Origin of the sequence: Parabacteroides sp. AF17-28, assembly GCF_003479205.1 — a bacterium.
In the GTDB taxonomy this organism is placed as follows: Bacteria; Bacteroidota; Bacteroidia; order Bacteroidales; family Tannerellaceae; genus Parabacteroides; species Parabacteroides acidifaciens.
In genome coordinates, this window is the sequence record NZ_QUGV01000009.1 from 54802 (window position 1) to 75216 (window position 20415).

Genomic DNA, 20415 nt, shown 5'->3' on the forward strand with positions numbered 1-20415 from the left:
AACTGTAAGAAAGAAATGCCTAATATTTCACAACGAGGAGTCAACATGCCGGCTTCTCCTATCAGAAAGCTCGTTCCGCTTGCCAATCAGGCTAAAGCTAAAGGTACTAAGGTGTATCATCTGAATATCGGCCAGCCCGATCTGCCTACGCCCGAAGTCGCGATGGAAGCGATGCGCCGTATCGACCGTAAAGTGTTGGAGTATTCTCCGAGTGAGGGTATCCGCAGTTTCCGTGAAAAGCTGGTGAAATATTATGCGAAATTCAATATCCTTGTGGATGTTGACGACATCATCATCACGACCGGCGGATCGGAAGCTGTCTTTTTCTCTTTTATGGCTTGTCTGGACCCGGGAGACGAGATTATTGTGCCGGAACCGGCTTATGCCAACTATATGGCGTTTGCCATTTCGAGCGGTGCCGTGATCAAGACGGTACCGTCTACGATCGACGAAGGGTTTGCCCTTCCTTCCGTGGAGAAGTTTGAAGAGCTGATCACACCGCGCACGAAAGCAATCCTGATCTGTAATCCGAATAACCCGACCGGTTATTTGTACACGCAGAAAGAGATGGACCAGATTCGCGATATCGTAAAGAAATATGACCTGTTCCTGTTCTCCGATGAGGTTTACCGTGAGTTCTGCTATACGGGTGCGCCCTACATTTCCGCCTTCCACCTGAAAGGGATCGAGAATAATGTCGTGCTGGTCGATTCCGTATCGAAACGTTACAGTGAGTGCGGTATCCGTATCGGAGCGCTGATCACGAAGAACCAGATGGTGAAGGAAAATGTTATGAAATGGTGCCAGGCCCGTCTGAGCCCTCCTTTGATCGGCCAGATCATTGCCGAGGCTTCGCTCGATACGCCGGAAGAATATATGCTGGATGTGTATAACGAATATGTGGAACGCCGTAAATTCCTGATAGACGGCCTGAACCGTATTCCCGGTTGCTATTCGCCGATACCGATGGGGGCATTCTACACCGTTGCTAAGCTACCGGTGGATGATGCTGATAAATTCTGTGCCTGGTGTCTGAGTGAGTTCGAATATGAAGGTCAGACTGTCATGATGGCTCCGGCTTCCGGTTTCTACACGACTCCGGGCTTGGGAAAGAATGAAGTCCGTATCGCATACGTCCTGAAAAAAGAAGACCTGGCAAAAGCGCTTGTAGTGCTTCAGAAGGCGCTGGAGGCTTATCCGGGTAGAGTTATGTAATGAATTTAGAACTATTTATAGCAAAAAGAATCTATTTCAGCAAGGAGGGGGAGCGGAAAGCTACGCCTCCGGTCGTTCGTATCGCTATGGTCGGCATTGCTTTGGGGTTAGCTGTTATGATTCTTTCTGTTGCTATAGTCATTGGTTTTAAAAAGGAGATCCGGAACAAAGTGATCGGTTTCGGATCCCATATCCAGATCACGAATTTCGATAATAACACATCCTACGAATCGACGCCTGTTGCGGTAAGCGATACGTTGCTCAATCATCTTAAATCCTTTCCCGGCATCACGCATGTGGAGGCCTTTGCTACGAAACCGGGCATTCTGAAAACAGATACCGATTTCCAGGGAATTGTATTGAAAGGGGTGGATGAGAACTACGACTGGACCTTCTTTCGTAATAATCTGAAAGAGGGAGAGATTCCTGTTTTTGATAAGGATAAGACCTCTACCGATGTGCTGATTTCCCGTTATCTGGCTAATATGCTCGGATTGAAAGTCGGCGATTCGTTCCTGACTTATTTCGTGGGTGAAAATATCCGTCCCCGCAAATTCCATATCACAGGTACTTATGAAACAGGTTTTGTTGATTACGACAAGATATTTGTAATGGCTGATATTCGCCAAACCCGTCGCCTGAACGATTGGGATGCAGATGAGGTAAGCGGTCTGGAGCTTCAGGTGGATAATTATGACCATCTGGATCAGATAGCAGAAGATTTGTATTTCGATATCGCAGAGAAACAGGACCGGAACGGCAATAGTTATTATACTCGCTCCGTCAAGGAAATGAATCCGATGATATTTGACTGGCTGGATGTGCAGGATATTAACGTAGTCGTGATTCTTGTTCTGATCCTTGCTGTTGCCGGGTTTACGATGATTTCCGGGCTTTTGATCATTATCCTCGAACGTACCAATATGATCGGTATCCTGAAAGCATTGGGAGAATGCAATACCAGCATTCGCAAGATATTTCTTTATATCTCCTTTTTCCTGATCGGCAAGGGAATGATTTGGGGGAATGTGATTGGAATTGCGCTTTGCCTGATCCAATCTTTTTTCCATGTTGTGAAACTGGATCCGTCCATCTATTATCTGGATGCGGTGCCTATTGATTTGACGGTATTGTCTCTTGTCCTGCTGAATGTCGGTACGCTGGCTGCCTCCATGTTGATGCTGTTAGGGCCTTCCTACCTGATAACCCGTATCGAGCCGGCAAAAAGCATACGGTTTGAATGATTTATTTATGGCTTTGGTCGCCTGGCGGTGGAAAAACGAGGACTGCTGTCTGTGACAGATGAAAAAAGTACGGAGATAAAAGGTTTATTATCAGTGATGATTGAAAAATGATGAAAAATATATGCCGGCAACTCTTGCATAATTCAAATAAACCACCTACTTTTGCATCGCAATTCAGAGGAATGGCGGTGAAAAAAGAAATAATGGTTCGGTAGTTCAGTTGGTTAGAATACATGCCTGTCACGCATGGGGTCGCGGGTTCGAGTCCCGTCCGGACCGCTCAAAATAAACATTTTGGTGCGTTAGTTCAGTTGGTTAGAATACATGCCTGTCACGCATGGGGTCACGGGTTCGAGTCCCGTACGCACCGCTTCTTTAGAAAACAAAATTAGGAAAAGCTCTGATTCTCAACAGAATTAGAGCTTTTTTTTATTGTTTTTACCTGGCAGAATATCGCACTTATGCGAAGTATGTAAAGTGCAAATTGAGGGTCCTTTTTAGGGTTGCAAGGAAAAGCCCCTGAATTGTATGATATTTCATTGATTCTCATGTTTTTGCGTAGGATTTACCTGTTCCCTATTCATTAATTTTACAATGTAAAAGAAAGTGTGATATGAAACAGGATTCGATGAAAGTTTTGTTCTTCATTCGTAGAGCAAGTTATTGAAAAATGGTGAAGCACCGATTTTTCTTCGTGTGACAATCAGCGGGCAGCAGGATGAAATCCGTATCCAGCGTTCAGTACCGGTCAAGCTGTGGAACAATCAAAAGGGTTGCAGCAAAGGAAAAGACCGCGCATCGGTGGAATTGAACAGTTATATTGAGTCATTGACAGTTCGGTTATACCGGATACATAAAGAGCTGTTATGCCAGGAGGCTTTGATAACCCCCAAACATCTTCTGATTAAACTGTTTTCCAAAGAGGAACGCCGTACGGTTTTAGGTACGATGAAGAAATGCATGGAGGATTGGACTGCTTTAATCGGCAGAGAATATCAAAAGTCCACCCTTTCCCGTTACGGGAACTGTTACGAATCTTTGGAAAGTGTAATCAATGAATTCTATAAGAAAGAGGACATCGTTTTTAATGAACTGAACGGTGAATTCATTGATGCTTTCGAGATGCATTTACGGATAGTCAGAAAATTATCCCAAAATACGCTTACTAAATATATGAGCTGTTTCAGAAAAATAATAGGAATAGCCAGGGATAATGGGTGGCTGACGTTCGATCCGTTTGTCGGCAAACGCAAGAGGCTGTTCCGAAAGGAGGAAACCTGCCCGACTTTCCTGACATTGGAGGAATTGCAGCGTATTATCTCAAAGGATTTTTCAACTACCCGTCTGGAGCATGTAAAGGATTTCTTCCTCTTCTGCTGCCTGACCGGCATGTCATACATTGATGTAACCACTTTATTACCTGTACACTTGTGCCGCGACAACGAGGGGCAGTTGTGGATACACAAATCCAGAGTTAAAATAACGGCTGCCAAGGAAACGTGTACAAGCAATGTGCCTTTGCTTGCTCCGGCAGTAGCCATTCTTGAAAAGTATAAAGGATGGGATCCCGAAAACCCGGATGGTCCTTGTCTGCCGGTGCCTTCCAACCAGAAAATGAATGAGTACTTGAAAGAGATTGCCGTATTGTGCCGGATTAACAAACGCTTGACGGTTCACCAAAGAAGACATATTGAATTGTCTTTATCGCTGAAACAGAATAGTTTGCAAAGATTCGTTTCTTGACAGGTAACGATTTGGAAACGAGCGAAGCTCTATATTCTGCCTTGTTCTGCATCAAATCAAAAGAACGCTGATTTCAAGTGTAAAGGTAATATTATTTTTTGAAACAGAAGTCTTTATATTGAGCAAAATGCGGCATAGCGAATATAATTTCTATTTATATTCGATTTGACCTCCAACAGATACAAATGAGCCACTGACAACTATTCTTGAAATTTATACCTCAAATCATATTCTTCCAACTTCTTATACAGCGTTGTACGTCCTATTCCGAGCAGTTCGGCGGCAACCTTGCGGTTCCCGTTTGCCTGCTTCAACGCCCGTAAAATCCGTTCCCGTTCTTCCACATCGTTGCGCAGGGCGAAACTGACGGGTGAGTTAGGCTTCGTCACGGCAAGTTCCAGATGCTCTTTCGTGACAAGCCCCGTCTGTGCCTCCAACACCGCAGCCATGATTTTCTGCCGAAGCTCACGCACATTGCCCGGCCACGCATGGGTCAGCAATCTCTTACGGGCTTCCGCATCAAAGCCTGTCACGCTACATTCCAGTTCATTGTTGGCTATCTCACGGAAAAACTCCGCCAGCGGCATGATGTCCTCCTGACAGTTACGCAACGGCGGGACGGTTATCTCGTAGTCGTGCAGCCGGTGGAACAAATCCTGACGGAAACGCTTTTCAATGACTGCCTGCTCCAAATCCTCGTTGGTGGCGGCGATGATACGGACGTTGAAGTTCCTGTCTGCCTTATCTCCTATCGGGCGGTATTTCCGTTCCTGTATGGCGCGGAGCAGCATCTGCTGGGTTTCCATTGCGAGGTTGCCCACCTCGTCCAGAAACAACGTGCCGCCTTCCGCCTCGTGGAAATAGCCCTTCTTAGCACTGTCCGCACCCGTGAACGCTCCTTTCACGTGTCCGAAGAATGCCGAAGGTGCAAGTTCTTTGGAAAGGGAACCGCAGTCCACCGCCACGAACGGTTTTCCCGCCCGTTTGCTCTTTTCGTGCAGATGGTGCGCGATATGTTCCTTACCCGTCCCGTTCTCGCCTAATATCAACACGCTCATATTGGTGGAAGCAACCTGCCTTATCCGTTTCATGATGGTTTGGAATGCCGAACCGTTACGGGAAAACACGGGCATACGCCTTCTTCCTATACGCATTTCCTTCAGAATATCGTGAAGCAACGGAATAAGTTTGACCTCTAACTGTTGCTTGGGTATATAGTCCAACGAGCCGAGTCTGATGCTTTCCACAGCCGTATGCACTGCGGCATAATCGGTCATGATGATGAACGGCTGCATCATGCCTTCCTTGCGCATCCATCGCAAGAGGTCGATGCCGTCACCGTCCGGCAGACGCAGGTCTGAAACCACTATGTCATCTTCTGTCGCCTGTTGCAACAGTTTCCTCGCTCCCGAAAGGTGGTAAGCCTGTACGGTACTGAAGCCTTCCCGTTCCAGCAGGTTGCAGACCAACTGACAATACACCAGATTGTCGTCCACCACTATGATTCTTGTCTTATCCATTTTCGTATTTTCTCCTTTCTTCTTTTGCCAGCCGGATGATTTCCGCGCCTTTGTCCAGTACGGTAGCCACGGTCTGGTTTATCGCTTCCCAATCGGGCGTACCCCCGGCATGAAGCAGTGTGTAAAGTTCTCTCAACGGTTGGTCGGCACGGAGTATCTGCCATGAACTCCGCAGGTGGTGTGTCAGCGCATCCAATTCTTGGAGGTCTTGCTTTTCTTCCGCATCTTTGACCGCCTGCATTTCCTTTTCGGTTTCTGTTATCAGCTTTTCCAGCATGATGGTTTCATTGCCGTATGACAATAAAGTGGAAAAGTCCGGTTTCCCGTCTTGTTTTTCTTTTGTGGCATAGTTGTCGGTGACTTCCATCAGTTCGGACATGGAGAACGGTTTGAACAGGCATCCGGCAAATCCCCGTTCCATCAGTTCCTCCTTGCTGCAACTGCCCGATGCGGTTGTCACGACAACCGGGATGCTCTTTGAATTGCCCACATTGGACGAGCGTAGCAGCTCCAGCAGTTCAAAACCGTTTATCTCAGGCATATTCAAATCCGTCAGGAGTAAATTGTATTCCTTGTTCCGTATCATCTCCATCAGTTCCGCGACATTGGTGCAGGTGTCGCAGTGCATACCCTCATGGGCATACATCTCTTTCAACATCAGTAGCAGTACCTCGTCATTGTCGATGGCAATCACATCGTGGCAGGCATGGTTAGGGCGTATTAGGGATTGACTTATCTGTTCTGGCAGTTCTTCGGCTGTCTTCATGGGGATTTCCACCGTGAAACGGCTTCCTTTGCCTTTCTCGCTTTCCAACCGGATTGTACCGCCGAGCATCGCCACAATGCGCTGCACGATGGATAAGCCCAATCCGAAGCCGTCTTTCGTGGCAGCATTTGAAAGGCGTTCAAACGCACCGAACACCCGTTGCCGTTCCTCTTCGGTCATGCCCGTACCCGTATCTTCGACGACAAGTTTCAGCACACCGTTCTCGTAATCCATTGTCAAGGATACACCGCCGTTCTCCGTGAACTTGATGGCATTTGAAAGAAGGTTGTTGCCTATTTGCAGGATACGTTCCTTATCGGTCAGGACAACCGCTTCCACGTTGTTGTCCACGGTAAGGGACAATCCCTTGTTCATGGCAATGGGCATGAACTCTGTTTCAAGAATGTGTGCGATATTGGAAATCCTGCATGGGGAAACGTTGGGCTGTTCCTTGCCGTTGTCCAGACGGAAGAAATCCAGCAGCATGTTGAGCATCCGGCGCATACGGTCGGAGGATTGCCGTATGTTCTGGATATATATCCCGGTTTTATCCGCATCATGTTCTTTGTCCATCAGTCCGGCATAGCCTGTTATTGCTGTCAGCGGTGTACGAAGTTCATGGGTGATGGTATGGACGGCTTTTTTTCGGGAGAGAATCAATGCCTCGTTCTTCTCTACCGATTGTTGCAACCGTCCGATTAAGTCTGCCGTTTCCCGTTTGTACCGTTTGATGCGGTTGGTATTCCGGTGTATGATGATATAGGAAATGACCAGCAGCAAAAGGACAATAGCAGTCAGACCACCGATTTGCATGAATGACTGTTCGCGCATGGTCGCTATCCCGGCTTCCCGTTCCTGCAGATCGGTCTGCACCTTCTCATCCATCTGGCGGATCAAGCCCTGCAACTGTCGGTTTAGTTCCGCGTTCCGTGCCGCAAGACTGTCGGCGAGCTCTGACAGACGGCGGCTTTGCACCCGTTGTTCGGCTATCATGTTCCGGTTGAGGGAGCGGAGCATCGTGGTGGTTGTGGTAGGTTCCGGCTTTTCCTTTTTGCCGAAAATACCGAGAAATCCTTTCCGCTTTGGTTTCTTGGGTTGTTCCTGCACACTTTTCTGTACGATAACGGGTACTTGCCGTGCCATCTTCTCATTGAGGGCCTGCTGTTCATCGAGCAGTTTGACGATGCCGCGCATCTGCTGTTCCTTGTCTTCGAGAAGATGGCGCACGCTGTCTATGCGCCCTGTCGGATAAAACGCTTTGAAACGGCACAGCATACTGTCCATCGCCATACGCCGGGTATGGTAATGTTCCAGATTATTCTCCTCCCAATCCAATATGGTTTCACCCAATAGGGAAAACTCTATCAGTTGGATGTGGACTTCGTTTATTTCTTTCCTGAAATCGTCTATCTGTCGGTTTTGTGCTTCCAGCCTTTCGACATCCTGCCATTCTTTATGCCATGTATAAGCTATACACACTATTAGCAAGGTAATCAGCAAATAACCGGAAGCGATAATTTTCCGAATAGATATCATTTATATTCTTTTAATTATTGCATTATATAATTAGTAAAGAGCTTTTACAAAACTGGCAAAACATTCCAAGCCTTCTATCAGCGTATTACGTGGACAGGCGATATTCCAACGCATGAACCCTTCACCCTCTGCACCGTACATTGTTCCGGCATTGAGCCACAATCCGGCTTCGATTATCAATCTTCGTTCAAGTTCTTCCGAAGATATGCCAAGTTTACGACAATCCATCCAGACGAGATAGGTCCCCTCCAATACCGTGACAGGAAATTCAGGCAGATGCTCACGACAGAACTCTCGCATATAGATATAATTGGCGTGCAGGTATTCAATGAGTTGGTTCAGCCACTCTTCCCCCTCGTTGTAAGCAGCCCGGGTTGCGATTACTCCAAACGGATTGACATCGCAGACCTCATTGTCGTTGATGGCACGGTCTATTTTCACACGGCGGTCGGCATCGGCGCATACAATGTTCGCAATCTGCAAACCAGCGATATTGAACGCCTTGCTTGGGGATATACAGGTGACGGAATGCCTTAAAAAATCTTCCGATATGGAGGCAAACGGTGTGTAACGATGTTCCGGGAAAACCAGTTCACAATGTATTTCATCCGAAACGACAAGAATATTGTGACGGATACAAATCTCGCCTATACGCACCAGTTCCTCACGCTTCCAAACTCTTCCGGCAGGATTGTGAGGATTACACAGAAGCATCAATTTCACTTTCGGATCAGCCGCCTTGCACTCCAAGTCTTCGTAGTCAACAGTAAAAGTATTGCCGGAAAAGACCAACGGTGACGACAACATTTCACACCCGTTGTTGCGGATGGACGAAAAGAAACAGTTATAGACGGGAGTCTGCACCAGCACCTTGTCACCCGGCACGGTCAAAGCCTTGATAACGGCAGAAATGGCAGGGACTACACCGGAGGTATAAATCATCCATTCACGGTCAATCGTCCAACCGTGACGGCGTGCGAACCAACCAATAACAGACTCATAATAGCTGTCGGGGACACGGGTATAACCGAAGATTCCGTGTTCCACACGTTGGCGCAGGGCATCAACGATAGCGGGGGCTGTACGGAAATCCATATCAGCCACCCACATCGGCAATACATTCTCGTTTCCGGCACTGTCCCATTTGTAGGAATCGGAGCCACGCCGCGAAATTTGTTCATCGAAGTCGTACTTCATATCTTCGTTTTAATCAGTGAAACAGGTGCGTTCGTCCCGAAGACGGATTTCACAATCGGCAGGAGCCTTGATATTCTCGTCTATGGTGATGGAGCCGTACTCGTCGGCAATGATACGTCCCGATGTCGGATTCTTAATGTTCGTAATAGCTCCCCGAATATCGGCCTGCAACGTGCTGTACTCAAATGCACGGTCGCAATCCGGTCCAAAAGTGCAGTTTTCAAGAATAAGGTCATGTGCATAGCAGAGCGGCTGTTCACCGGTGATATGGCAATTAACCAGACGCAGGTTCTTCGAGTGCCAGCCGAGGTACTCTCCGTTAAGCTCGGAGTCGTAAATCGTTACATTTTCCACCTCCCAGAAAGCGTCCTTCGTTGTAATTTTGGCATGGTGGATTTCCACGTTCTTCACGTATTGGAACACATATTTGCTGTCGCTCTCCAGTCCGTCCACATAAATGTTGTTGCTGAACATGAATGGATAGGTGCCGCCATGTAGTTTGAGATTCTTGATGCGGATGCCATTGCAGCGCCAAAACACTTCATCGGCATCGTTCATCGTTACATTCTCAATGTCTATTTCATCCATTTCACGGAACATCTTCGGCGCGTCGATAATCGTGTCGGTCATCTTCAGGTGGTCGGAATACCACAACGCCGAACGTCCTCCGACATCGAAATAACAACGGTCGATTTTGAACCCGCGTACATGCCAAAAGGGATAGTTCCCTTCAAAGCGACAATTTACCGCTTCGATATTGCTACATTCTTTGATGGCCAATTCTCCGGCACGGATAATCACATTCTCCAGACGAAGGTCATGGGATTCAAACAAGGGGCGTTCTCCCCCGAATTCTGTATCTTTAATAAGTTTCATTTAATGTATTGTTTTAATTTTCAATTATTAGTGCGTTCGAATGTAACGGCTACATTTCCTCTTCCAAGAGCTGAAGCCAATCCTGACGGATTGTCAATCCTGCCTATACGGGTGTAGCTGTAAGATGATGAGAATGATTCATAGAATAGGACGACACAACTGGAACCATAAAGCATCAGGTCGCCATTGTGGATTGTTCCCGGCCGATAGCTGTCCGTAGGCAGATTCTCTGACAGATAATGGTATTTTTCATTGCCGTTCATCTCGTTCATTGTTACCGTCATAGGCAGCAATGCGGAAAAAGCGCGTGCCGTGGCATTGTCCTCAAGTGTGGCGGTAAAACTGCGGTCGCCTACACGGACTGTGATATTTCTGTTCATTTCGTTGTCTCCTCCATTATTTTCGTTGTCTTCTCCATTATTTTCGTTATCACCACTCCCTGTATTGTCACTCCCGTTTCCGGTATTGTCATTATCTCCCGGCTCTTCGGGATCCGGAACCGGTGTGACAGGAGTCTCTATTATAGGATCGTCATCCGGGCTGCACGCTGTCAATACGGATGTTGCGGTCACAAGTGCTAAAGTGATTATAATCAAATACCTGTTCATTGTTCATTCATTATTTAACTGTTATAATACCAATCCCATTTTATAGGCTTTTTCAAGATGCTCAGGGGCTATTTGACGGGCTATATTCTCACATCCCGTACAACCGCCTGCCAAATAAGTACCGGTCTCTTTCCCTCCCAAAACACCACTGATGATATGGAAATAATTCAAAGCCTGGTCGAAAGTATGTTCGTTGTTGTCTCCCGCTGTCATAAGCAGCACGGTTTCTTTCTCAGGATATTTATCCTCGACAGAAATGGCATATAGACGTTCAATAAAAGATTTCAGTCTTGCCGTGATTGTCCAGAAATAGATTGGTGAGGCCATTACAAGCGTATCACATGCTGCAAAAAGCGGGTAAATCTGTTGCATATCGTCTTGCACGGCGCAACGGTTCCCATTACGCTGGCAAGCCCCGCATCCCCGGCATCCCGCCATACGCATACTACCCAGATATACTTTGGTCACAGTGTGTCCTTTCTCGGAAAGTCCCTTGATATAAGCATCGGTCAGACGGTCTGTATTGCCCTGTCGCGTGCCTGCGCTCATCAGTACAAGCACATTCTTGCCGTTCCCTTGGCATATTTTTTCTATTGTCGCGGGACGAGGGGGGTCTTCCTCCTGCTTGCTATCTTTCATAAAACGGAAAATAGCCGACCCTCCGAGTAATACACCGCCAGCCGTAAGCAGGCTGTTTCTCAAAAAAGTTCTTCTTTCCATATTCTATAATTCTTTTTTTCATATTGTTATTCTTCTGATTTCCACAATGCAAAGTTACGTTGAAACTACGAGACACACGGTAGATGAATTACGGAGAAGATAACCCCAATTACAGATTGAATAAAAAAGCACCTGCCCCTCCAATGATGGCGGCAGATGCTATCACTTTTATTTCGGTTTTATATTGATGTATTACTTCTATTTCAAGTATTCTTTGAAGAACTCCTCTATCTTGTCGAACGGTATAATATCCGTCCGGTCGTATAAATCCGTATGCACGGCACCGGGAACGATGAGCAGTTGCTTGTTGTCACCTTTCAGCTTTTTGAAAGCGTCCTCGCCCATGTAGCGGGAATGCGCCTTCTCGCCATGAACCACCAATACGGCACTGCGGATTTCATCGGCATAAGCAAGGATAGGCGCATTGAGAAATGCAAGATTGGAGGTCTTGTTCCAACCTAAGCCGGAGTTGATGGAACGGGGATGATAGCCTCGCTCGGTCTTGTAATAGTCGTAATAATCTTTCATGAACTGCGGCGCGTCATCGGCAGGTTCCGGGTTCATCACGGTGCGGGGATATGTACCGGTACGGTAGTCTTCCGTGCGCTGGGCGTTGAGTTCCTGACGCATCTTATAGCGTGCATCCGCATTGTTGGCAGCATCGAAATAACCGTTTGCCGAACAGCGGCTGATGTCATACATGGTGGAAGCCACCGTTGCCTTGATACGTGTGTCGTTGGCAGCCGCATTGATGGCAAATCCGCCCCAGCCGCAAATACCTACTATGCCGATACGTTCGGCATCCACGTCCGGCCGTGTCGCAAGGTAATCCACCGCCGCCGAGAAATCTTCGGTGTTGATGTCCGGCGAAGCCACGCTGCGAGGTTGACCACCGCTTTCTCCGGTGAACGATGGGTCGAAAGCAATCGTAAGGAATCCCCGTTCGGCAAGAGTCTGGGCATAAAGTCCTGATGACTGTTCCTTTACAGCCCCGAACGGACCGCTGACAGCGATGGCAGGCAGTTTCCCCTCAGCGTTAGTTTTCGGTACATACAAGTCGGCGGCGAGCGTGATGCCGTAACGGTTGACAAAAGTCACCTTGCTGTGGTTCACCTTGTCATTCTTCGGGAATGTTTTGTCCCATTCCTGTGTCAAATTCAACTGTTCCATATTTCTGCTACTTTGGTTTTCCTGTGCCATACTCTCTGTCAGACCGAAGAGACAGAGGAAGGCGGCTGTTAAAATTGTTATTCGTTTCATAATAAATAATAGTTGTTAATACCAGTCATGTTTCTCGTTCCGGTTAAGTGCGGCGATTCGCACCATTTCATCATCAGTTAACGAGAAATCGAAAATTGAAATGTTTTCCTTGATATGGTCAGGATTGCTCGAACCGGGAATGGCAACCACACCGCGTTGCAAGTCCCAACGTAAAATAACCTGTACTACTGATTTGTTATGGCTGGCAGCGATTTCGGACAACACGGGGTCGCTCAAAAGTTCTTTTTGGTGTCCGCGACCGCCAAGCGGATACCATGCCTCCACTACAATGCCGAGGTCATGCAGATGCTTTACCACTTCTGTGTCCTGATAATACGGATGAATTTCGTTTTGCACTAATACAGGTTTGATGTCCACATTCGGCAAAAATTCGTCAATCTCTTTGACATAGTAACACGAAACACCTATTGACCGGATTTTGCCTGCCGCCACATATTTTTCCATCGCTTTGTATGCCTTCACATCGTTCGTGCCGGGATGATGTAGTAGCATAAGGTCAATATACCCGATGTCGAGTTTGCGCAAGCACTCCTCGATGGCAGCTTCCGGATTGGAAAATTGGTTGGGGTAGAGTTTTGTTGTCACAAAAATCTCTTCACGTGGCACGCCTGACTCACGAACGCCTTGTCCCACTTCCTCTTCATTGCCATAGATTGATGCCGTATCTATTTTGCGGAAACCGGCAGCAAGTGCGGATTTTACAGAATTGATACAGGTGGCTCCGTGCAGGCTGTAAGTACCCAATCCGAGAATAGGCATATCGTAGCCGCTGCTTAATTTCACTGTCGGGGCGTTTCCGTTCGTTCCTGTCGAGAGGTCAAATACCCCAGTATTCGTATTATTAAAATTCAGGTTCATACTTTCAATCCAGTCTTCAATTGTTTCTTTTGATTCGTTGCCGCTGAACCGCCGCCCCGGTTGCCAGACGGCTCCGGCTGCCAGACGGTGCAGGTCGCTATCGCTCGAACCGATACCGCTGGAATGCGAGGTGCAGAACGGAACGATGGTCTTGCCCGTAAGGTCATGGCTTTCAAGAAAGGAAAAAATGACTTTCGGGGCTTTGCTCCACCAGATGGGATAACCGAGGAAAACCACATCATAATCGGCAAGGTTCTCGCATTTCCCTTTGATGGCGGGACGTGCCGCCGGGTCGTTCTGTTCGCGGTTGGCACGGGATGAAGAATTGTTGTAATTCAAGTCCTCAGACGTGTAAGCCACTTCGGGTTCAATACGCCAGATCACCGCATCAGTCGCCTCGACAATCCGCTCGGCGATGCCTTTGGTTGTGTTCGTGCAGGAGAAATAGACCACCAAGGCACGGCCTCCAGAAGGTTGCGGGTCAGGATTTGGTTCGGGTTCCGGGTCGGGTATAGGTGTAGGCTCTTCCGTTTTTATCGGTTCGTCAGCAGGGCTGCAGGCATTGGCTGTTAACATCAATCCAGGCAGCAGTACAGATAATAGCCACATCTTCATAAACCTAATGGATTATTTCAGATTTTCATTAAAGAATTTCTGAATATGACTGAATGGGATAATGTCGAGTTGGTCATACAAGTCGGTATGACTCGCGCCGGGAATAACCATAAACAGCTTATTGTTCTCTTTTCCTGGTACAACGGTCAGTTTTTTATAAGCATCACTGCCGAAATAGAATGAGTGTGCCTTTTCTCCGTGAATAATTATGACAGCATTCTCTATCTCACCTGCACGGCTCATGAGTGGGAAGTTAATCCATGGGATTGGTGATGTGGCATTGCGACCGCCATTAGAGTTGAGCGAACGTTTATGGTATCCTCTCGGTGTCTTATAATAATCGAAATAGTCGCGGATGAATTTTGGCGCATCTTCAGGTAAAACATCGGGAACCCCACCGCCAAGTTTTGGAGTTCCTGTCCGATAGTCTTCAGTGCGCTGTGCAGCAAGAGTTTTACGAAGAGCATTGCGAGCTTCAGCACTGTCATCGGTATCGAAATAACCATTGGCAGAGACCCGGCTCATATCGTACATTGTGGATGCGACTGTCGCTTTGATACGCGGATCGGATGCTGCGGCGTTGATTGCAAGGCCACCCCAACCGCAAATACCAATAATACCGACTTTTTCTGAATCCACATCAGAGCGGTTGACCAGATAATCAACAGCAGCACTGAAATCTTCGGTATTGATATCGGGCGAAGTCATGTAACGTGGTGTGCCACCGCTTTCTCCGGTAAATGAAGGGTCGAAGGCGATTGTCAGAAAGCCTCGTTCAGCCATCTGCTGGGCATAGAGTCCGGAGGACTGTTCCTTGACCGCACCGAAAGGACCACAGACCGCTATAGCGGCCAATTTCCCGGTAGCATTCTTCGGTACGTACATATCAGCCGCCAGCGTGATGCCGTAACGGTTTACAAAAGTTACTTTACTGTGGTTCACCTTCTCGCTCTTTGGGAATGTCTTGTCCCATTCCTGTGTCAAATTCAACTGTTCCATATTTCTGCTACTTTGATTGTCCTGTGCCATACTCTCTGTCAGACCGAAGAGACAGAGGAAGGCGGCTGTTAAAATTGTTATTCGTTTCATAATCGCTGTGATTTTAATGTTTATCGTTTCTTGTTTTCTTTTCACTGTGCAAAATTACAGCGGATTACAGAGAAAGCCGGTAGATGAATTACGGATTGTATAACCCCGATTACAGACTTTGATAATTACAATGTCAGACTTCGACAATCACAATGTCAGACTTTGACAATCACAATGTCAGACTTTGACCGTCTCGAAGTCTGACATTGTCATCCACCGTTCCCGCTTCAGGCGAACAAGGAAAATCAGTCCCCTGAAACACAATTCGATACACATGGCAATCCAGACACCTTTCAGCCCTAATGAAGGAGCGAGTAACGCAGCCAAAGACAGACGCACCGCCCAGATGCTGAAAAAGTTCATCAGGCACGGGACAAGCGTGTCAGCCGCTCCGACGAAGACACCGTAAGCGACGATTGAAGCTGCAAACATCGGTTCGGCGAACGCCTCAATGCGCAGAGCCATCACACCCAATTCCCGAATTTCTCCGACTGGGGTCATCAAGCCGATAATCTGAGGTGCGAACAGATACATGAGCACGCCCATCAATCCCATGATACCCATTCCCATAAATACGGTGATGCGGGCGAAACTGCGGGTCAGTTTCCGGCGACCGGCACCGATACTCTGCCCGACCAGTGTCGTGGCGGCATCGGCAATTCCGTAGCCGGGCATATAGCAAAGGCTTTCAGCTGTGATGGCAAACGAATTGGCAGCGATGGCGAAGACGCCCAGCGGAGCCACTATAACTGTAGTCATAATTTGTGCACCGCAAATAACGATATGCTCTATTCCCATAGGAAGCCCGATATGGAGTGCCTTTTTCAACGTTGCCGCCATCGGGCGGAAACTTCCTTGTTCTCCCAGTAGTTTTAACTCATCGGAACGGGTCCAGAGATACCACAGCATAATCCCGGCAATCACCGCCTCTGCTGCTGCCGTACCCAATGCCGCGCCTTCCACACCTAATCCCGCACCCGGCATCGTGAAAGGAACTTCGGCTACGTGCCATTCACGAGAGGGGAAAATCAAGAAGAAATTAAACACGACATCAAGTACGCACATTGCTACTCCCAACAGACTCGGTATGTGCATATTCCCACTGCACCGTAACATGCCCCCTGCAAGGAAATTCAACTGTAAGGCAGGCAGGAATATCGAGAAGATAAAAAAATAAAGCGATGCGTCGCTGCGAATGGAAATATCTCCTCCTAACCATCCGGGAAGCATATCGCTGATTGCCGTACCAAGTACGGCTAATAACAAACTGAAAACAAGTGTGGCGGTCAGTGACTGCCGCAACACGACACGCGCACCTTTCATGTCGCCTGCTCCGATTTTATGCGCCACCTGTACGGAGAATCCCGTGGCAGCCGCCACGCATAGCCCCCAAAAGAGCCATGTGGTCGTCGATACCAGTCCGATGGCAGCCGACGCCTCTGCTCCGAGATGTCCCACCATTGCCGCATCAATATACTGCATGACAATAGAGGATAGTTGTGCGATGACAGCCGGAATGCTGAGTTGTACAGTCAGGTTTAGCCGTTGTCGCAGCGTCATCGGTTTACAGTCACGGATAGACGCAAGCAGGGTGTTTGTTTTGTCCGCTCGTATTCTCATCCGTTCCGTTCTTTGGTTAGTTTAAACACTTTCCCGTAAGTAAACATCCGCCAAATCCATTCCAAAGGACCGAATTGGCAATAATGCAACCAGACTCTACTGAACAATGCCTGTATTGACCATACTCCGGCAGCAATCAGAACGACATAGACTAATCCTACTTTGGCTCCGAAGCCGAACCCTATACCATAGAAAAGCAACATGCCGAAAACCGATTGCCCGATATAATTGGTCAGTGCCATGCGCCCCGGCATGGCGAAGAATCGGAAACCTTTCCATTGTGGATGCTGAAGGTAACAAAGGCATACACCGGACACGTAAGCGAAACCCAGCGGAAAAACGCTGATGAAATAAAGTGCAGCATGTGTGCACAATCCCAACGGATGACCGTTCATTGCGCTCCACGCATAGATGAACGACAGCGGCAACCCGATGATGAATCCATAACGGGCGATACGCTTCAGTTGCGGTATAAACTCGGACAAATTGGCATATAGCCGGTTACGTCCGATACAAAAGCCCAACAGAAACAGTCCCATTACTTTGAAATACCGGTTTCCGTCAATAAATTCCTGAACACGTACCAGTGCCCCTTGTATCAAAAACTTGAAAGTTTCGCCATAATGTTCCGCATCACGCAACCAATAAGCAAAATTCTCGTCCGTAATACCATATTTGTCACAATAGAATTGTTGAAGTTCCACAACTGCTGCCGATTGGTAAATACCGGATAACTCCACGATAAAATCCACAGCTACAGGTATCACCATCAAGACGAAAGCCCACACCAGCAACAACCGATTCGAGGCATTGCGGAATAGGGGCAGCAGCATACCGAGCAAGGCATATAGCATCAGTATATCGCCACTCCAAAGGAACATCAAATGTAAAAATCCTATCAGCAACAAGATGAACATACGTCGGTAGAATATACGGAAACCATCGGCACCCCTTCTTGCCGCATTGGTAATGATGATGGAGAAACCGATACCGAAAAGCAACGAGAATATCGTATAAAATTTTCCGTCGATGAAGACGTATTGCAGGTAACGCACGATACGGTCGATTCCGGCAGTGGGCATGGCATTCGCTGCATCAACCGGAAGAAAGGAGTACAACGAAAACTCAGGAAAGTTGGCTATTGCGATACCCAACAAAGCCAATCCGCGCAACACGTCCAGTATGACGTACCGTTCGGATGACTTGACGGGGATGGCTGTATGGTTAGTAACTGATTCCGATTCCATTGGCTATCGCTTTTTATTACAGTCAATGTCCCGAATGTACTTGGCAGGTACACCTCCCACGATGGTGTTGGCCGCCACATCTTTCGTTACCACCGATCCGGCGGCGATAATGGCGTTGTCACCTACGGTCACACCCCGAAGGATGGTAGAGTTTGAACCAACCCACACGTTTTTGCCTAAACGGATAGGTGCCGGATACATCACCCCTCGGTCTTCGGAAGCCTCACCGTGATTGAGTGTGGCAAAAACCACGTTGTGACCGATGAGGCAACCGTCGCCCAGTGTCACACCGCCATGATCCTGAAAATGGCAGCAAGCATTGATGAAGACATTACGCCCGATGGTGATATTTCTGCCGAAATCGGTATAGAACGGCGGGAACATCTTGAATGTTTCATCCACAGGTTTACCGGTCAGACGTGACATCAACATACGCAATTCTTCTTGTGAATGGTACGAGTTATTTATCTCGCAGGTGATTCGCCGGGCTTCATCACTCATTTCATCCATCAGCCGATAGATTTCCGGTGTATTCAGTACACCGCCGTTATCTATATGATTCAGAAAATCGTCAAGTGTCATAATCCGCTCCTTTCCTTACGCCTGTCTGCCCATTTCGTATGCCTCCTGCAATTTCGGGTTTCCCTTTATTTCTCCCGTGTGCCATACACCGCCGCAAAACAGTGTGCCCTTCACCGTAGGATTCTCCAGACAATCGAGGAATCCCATGAAATTGGCTACGATACGGTCCATAATCGTTTCGTCTTCTTCAGCGGCTGTGGCAATGAAATAGAACTCTTTGTCTTTCATTTCGGTATAAGGCCCGCAACAGCGGTCTATCATCATTTTCATCTGCGCGCTCATGGCATAGAAATAGACCGGTGTGCCCATCACGATGACATCTGCCGCAAGCATTTTTTCTATTACTTCCGCCGCATCGTCTTTCTGCGGGCAGGGTTTCTTGTATTGGCTGCACACGCTGCACCCCGTGCAGGGATGTATGTTCTTGTCGCGCAGGAAAACCTTCTCTACATGGTTTCCGCTCTCAATGGCTCCGCGCATGAATTCATCGCAAAGCGTGTCCGAATTGCCGCCACGACGGGGGCTGGATGATAAAATCAGAATATTCTTCGACATGGCTTATCTGTTTAATTGTTATCTATTTCAGGTACTTTATTCTTTGACAAACGGCTTTAATCCCTTGACTGCTTCCGCGGCGGTAATACGCTTGCCTCCATTGTCCAAATCAATGAGGATGTAACGGTCATTACCCATTCCCAGTTCTTTCATATAGGACAACTGGCGCAATCCGTGACGGCTTTCGATGCGTTCCACCAAGTCATGGTGCTCGGCTTCTGTCATGGCATATACCAAATCCACGCACGCCTGGTCAAGAGCCAATATATCGGTAGAAGAAAGGATTCCGACATTCGGTGTCACGACAGGAGCGGCATTCACCCCCTCGCAATCGCATGATACCGACATGTTGCGCATCACATTGACATACGTGATTTGCTTGCCGAAATAGTCTATGACAGCTTTGGTCGATTCGGTCATTCGTTCCATGAACTCCTCTTCGCTTATGTCCCATTGGTTATCCTGTCCGGGAGTGGTATGAATCCATGCTTTTCCGATACGTCCGTCCGCACAGCCGATGCCGATGTTTTTGTTACTTCCACCGAAACCGCCTTGGGTGTGTCCTTTGAAGTGTGTGAGCACCACAAGGGAATTGTAATCGGTCGTATGGCTTCCCACGGACATTTTCTCAAACCATTTGCCGCCGTGAACAGGTAATGTCAAGGTATCTTCCTCATCCATAATGTCAACCGGGCAGAATGTCCAGCCGTTTACTTCCAAAGTCCGGCGATGCTGCTCGGTGGTATAGCGGTCACCTTGATAATAAGTGTTAGTTTCGACGATATTTGCATCCGGCAAATCTTTCCGTAACAATGCTTTTACCCATTCACGCGGGATGATGTTAGGTCCATTCTGCTCTCCGGTGTGCAGTTTCACCCCGGTATGTCCCTTGATGTTCGCACTGACCTGTTCATACGATTTGATAAGCCCTTCGGCACTGAGGTTGCGCGTAAAATACACAATGGATTCATTGCCGCTTCGTTCTTCGTATGGCACATACTTATTACCGTTTTCCCCTGGAACAGGCTTGGACTGCGCCATGGCTGTTGTTCCCATAATAAACATGCTTGCAATCATGATGGCTGATATACGTTTCATTATCTTTTTATTTTATTGAATTTAGCATTTCTGTTTCTGGATGCA

General features: G+C 47.7%; 17 protein-coding genes and 2 tRNA genes. 5 read left to right on the plus strand and 14 right to left on the minus strand.

Going from position 1 to position 20415, the window contains the following annotated elements; genetic code table 11:
- The first annotated feature begins 15 nt into the window (after positions 1-15).
- From DWW90_RS08305 to DWW90_RS08325, 5 genes are all read left to right on the plus strand, one after another.
- Entirely contained in the window at positions 16-1215 is a 1200-nt protein-coding gene (locus DWW90_RS08305; RefSeq protein ID WP_115499588.1) for a pyridoxal phosphate-dependent aminotransferase, read from the plus strand.
- Positions 1215-2459 carry an ABC transporter permease gene (locus tag DWW90_RS08310; protein WP_122332808.1) on the plus strand — a complete coding sequence of 415 codons (1245 nt, stop codon included), beginning with the start codon at positions 1215-1217 and terminating at the stop codon, positions 2457-2459. The genes DWW90_RS08305 and DWW90_RS08310 overlap by 1 nt, the downstream gene beginning before the upstream one ends.
- A gap of 205 nt (positions 2460-2664) precedes the next feature.
- Positions 2665-2738, plus strand: a tRNA-Asp gene (locus DWW90_RS08315).
- 17 nt (positions 2739-2755) lie between these two features.
- Positions 2756-2829 (plus strand) — tRNA-Asp (locus tag DWW90_RS08320).
- Positions 2830-3155: 326 nt separating this feature from the next.
- Positions 3156-4202, plus strand: coding sequence for a site-specific integrase (locus tag DWW90_RS08325; protein ID WP_233547680.1), 1047 nt, complete (start codon positions 3156-3158; stop codon positions 4200-4202).
- 200 nt (positions 4203-4402) lie between these two features.
- Here the strand turns inward: DWW90_RS08325 and DWW90_RS08330 are convergent, their stop codons facing one another.
- The 14 genes from DWW90_RS08330 to DWW90_RS08395 form a co-directional block, all read right to left on the minus strand.
- Complete coding sequence (locus DWW90_RS08330) at positions 4403-5722, minus strand: sigma-54 dependent transcriptional regulator (protein WP_122344643.1); 1320 nt, start codon at positions 5720-5722, stop codon at positions 4403-4405.
- Positions 5715-8024, minus strand: a complete 2310-nt coding sequence (locus DWW90_RS08335) for an ATP-binding protein (protein WP_122344644.1) — start codon at positions 8022-8024, stop codon at positions 5715-5717. The genes DWW90_RS08330 and DWW90_RS08335 overlap by 8 nt, the downstream gene beginning before the upstream one ends.
- A 30-nt stretch (positions 8025-8054) precedes the next feature.
- Positions 8055-9221 (minus strand): MalY/PatB family protein, encoded by a 1167-nt coding sequence (locus DWW90_RS08340; RefSeq protein ID WP_122344645.1) that lies wholly within the window; start codon positions 9219-9221, stop codon positions 8055-8057.
- Between the two features lie 9 nt (positions 9222-9230).
- Positions 9231-10097, minus strand: coding sequence for a DUF3737 family protein (locus DWW90_RS08345; protein WP_122344646.1), 867 nt, complete (start codon positions 10095-10097; stop codon positions 9231-9233).
- 20 nt (positions 10098-10117) lie between these two features.
- Entirely contained in the window at positions 10118-10705 is a 588-nt protein-coding gene (locus DWW90_RS08350; protein WP_122344647.1) for a cyclophilin-like fold protein, read from the minus strand.
- Between the two features lie 21 nt (positions 10706-10726).
- Complete coding sequence (locus tag DWW90_RS08355) at positions 10727-11425, minus strand: flavodoxin family protein (RefSeq protein WP_122344648.1); 699 nt, start codon at positions 11423-11425, stop codon at positions 10727-10729.
- A gap of 198 nt (positions 11426-11623) precedes the next feature.
- Positions 11624-12685 (minus strand): alpha/beta hydrolase, encoded by a 1062-nt coding sequence (locus DWW90_RS08360; RefSeq protein WP_122344649.1) that lies wholly within the window; start codon positions 12683-12685, stop codon positions 11624-11626.
- A 15-nt stretch (positions 12686-12700) separates the two neighbouring features.
- Entirely contained in the window at positions 12701-14179 is a 1479-nt protein-coding gene (locus tag DWW90_RS08365) for an aldo/keto reductase (RefSeq protein ID WP_122344650.1), read from the minus strand.
- Positions 14180-14191: 12 nt separating this feature from the next.
- The gene (locus tag DWW90_RS08370; RefSeq protein ID WP_233547688.1) at positions 14192-15208 is read right to left on the minus strand and encodes an alpha/beta hydrolase; all 1017 of its coding nucleotides are present in this window, start codon (positions 15206-15208) and stop codon (positions 14192-14194) included.
- Between the two features lie 237 nt (positions 15209-15445).
- On the minus strand, positions 15446-16888 hold the full coding sequence (locus DWW90_RS08375) for an MATE family efflux transporter (protein ID WP_122344651.1): 1443 nt from the start codon (positions 16886-16888) through the stop codon (positions 15446-15448).
- Positions 16885-18135 carry a DUF418 domain-containing protein gene (locus DWW90_RS08380; RefSeq protein WP_122344652.1) on the minus strand — a complete coding sequence of 417 codons (1251 nt, stop codon included), beginning with the start codon at positions 18133-18135 and terminating at the stop codon, positions 16885-16887. The genes DWW90_RS08375 and DWW90_RS08380 overlap by 4 nt, the downstream gene beginning before the upstream one ends.
- A gap of 3 nt (positions 18136-18138) precedes the next feature.
- Positions 18139-18717 carry a DapH/DapD/GlmU-related protein gene (locus DWW90_RS08385; protein WP_122344653.1) on the minus strand — a complete coding sequence of 193 codons (579 nt, stop codon included), beginning with the start codon at positions 18715-18717 and terminating at the stop codon, positions 18139-18141.
- Between the two features lie 15 nt (positions 18718-18732).
- Positions 18733-19272 carry a flavodoxin family protein gene (locus tag DWW90_RS08390; protein WP_122344654.1) on the minus strand — a complete coding sequence of 180 codons (540 nt, stop codon included), beginning with the start codon at positions 19270-19272 and terminating at the stop codon, positions 18733-18735.
- A 36-nt stretch (positions 19273-19308) separates the two neighbouring features.
- Positions 19309-20370: a DUF362 domain-containing protein gene (locus DWW90_RS08395; protein WP_199662184.1), complete on the minus strand. Its 1062-nt coding sequence runs from the start codon at positions 20368-20370 to the stop codon at positions 19309-19311.
- Positions 20371-20415 lie beyond the last annotated feature (45 nt).

What these genes read in the sequence shown, in the direction of transcription:
- DWW90_RS08305 (WP_115499588.1), top strand. Translation starts at nt 16, where the DNA reads ATGCCTAATATTTCACAACGAGGAGTCAACATGCCGGCTTCTCCTATC.
- DWW90_RS08310 (WP_122332808.1), top strand. Translation starts at nt 1,215, where the DNA reads ATGAATTTAGAACTATTTATAGCAAAAAGAATCTATTTCAGCAAGGAG.
- DWW90_RS08330 (WP_122344643.1), bottom strand. Translation starts at nt 5,722, where the DNA reads ATGGATAAGACAAGAATCATAGTGGTGGACGACAATCTGGTGTATTGT.
- DWW90_RS08335 (WP_122344644.1), bottom strand. Translation starts at nt 8,024, where the DNA reads ATGATATCTATTCGGAAAATTATCGCTTCCGGTTATTTGCTGATTACC.
- DWW90_RS08340 (WP_122344645.1), bottom strand. Translation starts at nt 9,221, where the DNA reads ATGAAGTACGACTTCGATGAACAAATTTCGCGGCGTGGCTCCGATTCC.
- DWW90_RS08345 (WP_122344646.1), bottom strand. Translation starts at nt 10,097, where the DNA reads ATGAAACTTATTAAAGATACAGAATTCGGGGGAGAACGCCCCTTGTTT.
- DWW90_RS08350 (WP_122344647.1), bottom strand. Translation starts at nt 10,705, where the DNA reads ATGAACAGGTATTTGATTATAATCACTTTAGCACTTGTGACCGCAACA.
- DWW90_RS08355 (WP_122344648.1), bottom strand. Translation starts at nt 11,425, where the DNA reads ATGGAAAGAAGAACTTTTTTGAGAAACAGCCTGCTTACGGCTGGCGGT.
- DWW90_RS08360 (WP_122344649.1), bottom strand. Translation starts at nt 12,685, where the DNA reads ATGAAACGAATAACAATTTTAACAGCCGCCTTCCTCTGTCTCTTCGGT.
- DWW90_RS08365 (WP_122344650.1), bottom strand. Translation starts at nt 14,179, where the DNA reads ATGAAGATGTGGCTATTATCTGTACTGCTGCCTGGATTGATGTTAACA.
- DWW90_RS08370 (WP_233547688.1), bottom strand. Translation starts at nt 15,208, where the DNA reads ATGGCACAGGACAATCAAAGTAGCAGAAATATGGAACAGTTGAATTTG.
- DWW90_RS08375 (WP_122344651.1), bottom strand. Translation starts at nt 16,888, where the DNA reads ATGAGAATACGAGCGGACAAAACAAACACCCTGCTTGCGTCTATCCGT.
- DWW90_RS08380 (WP_122344652.1), bottom strand. Translation starts at nt 18,135, where the DNA reads ATGGAATCGGAATCAGTTACTAACCATACAGCCATCCCCGTCAAGTCA.
- DWW90_RS08385 (WP_122344653.1), bottom strand. Translation starts at nt 18,717, where the DNA reads ATGACACTTGACGATTTTCTGAATCATATAGATAACGGCGGTGTACTG.
- DWW90_RS08390 (WP_122344654.1), bottom strand. Translation starts at nt 19,272, where the DNA reads ATGTCGAAGAATATTCTGATTTTATCATCCAGCCCCCGTCGTGGCGGC.
- DWW90_RS08395 (WP_199662184.1), bottom strand. Translation starts at nt 20,370, where the DNA reads ATGAAACGTATATCAGCCATCATGATTGCAAGCATGTTTATTATGGGA.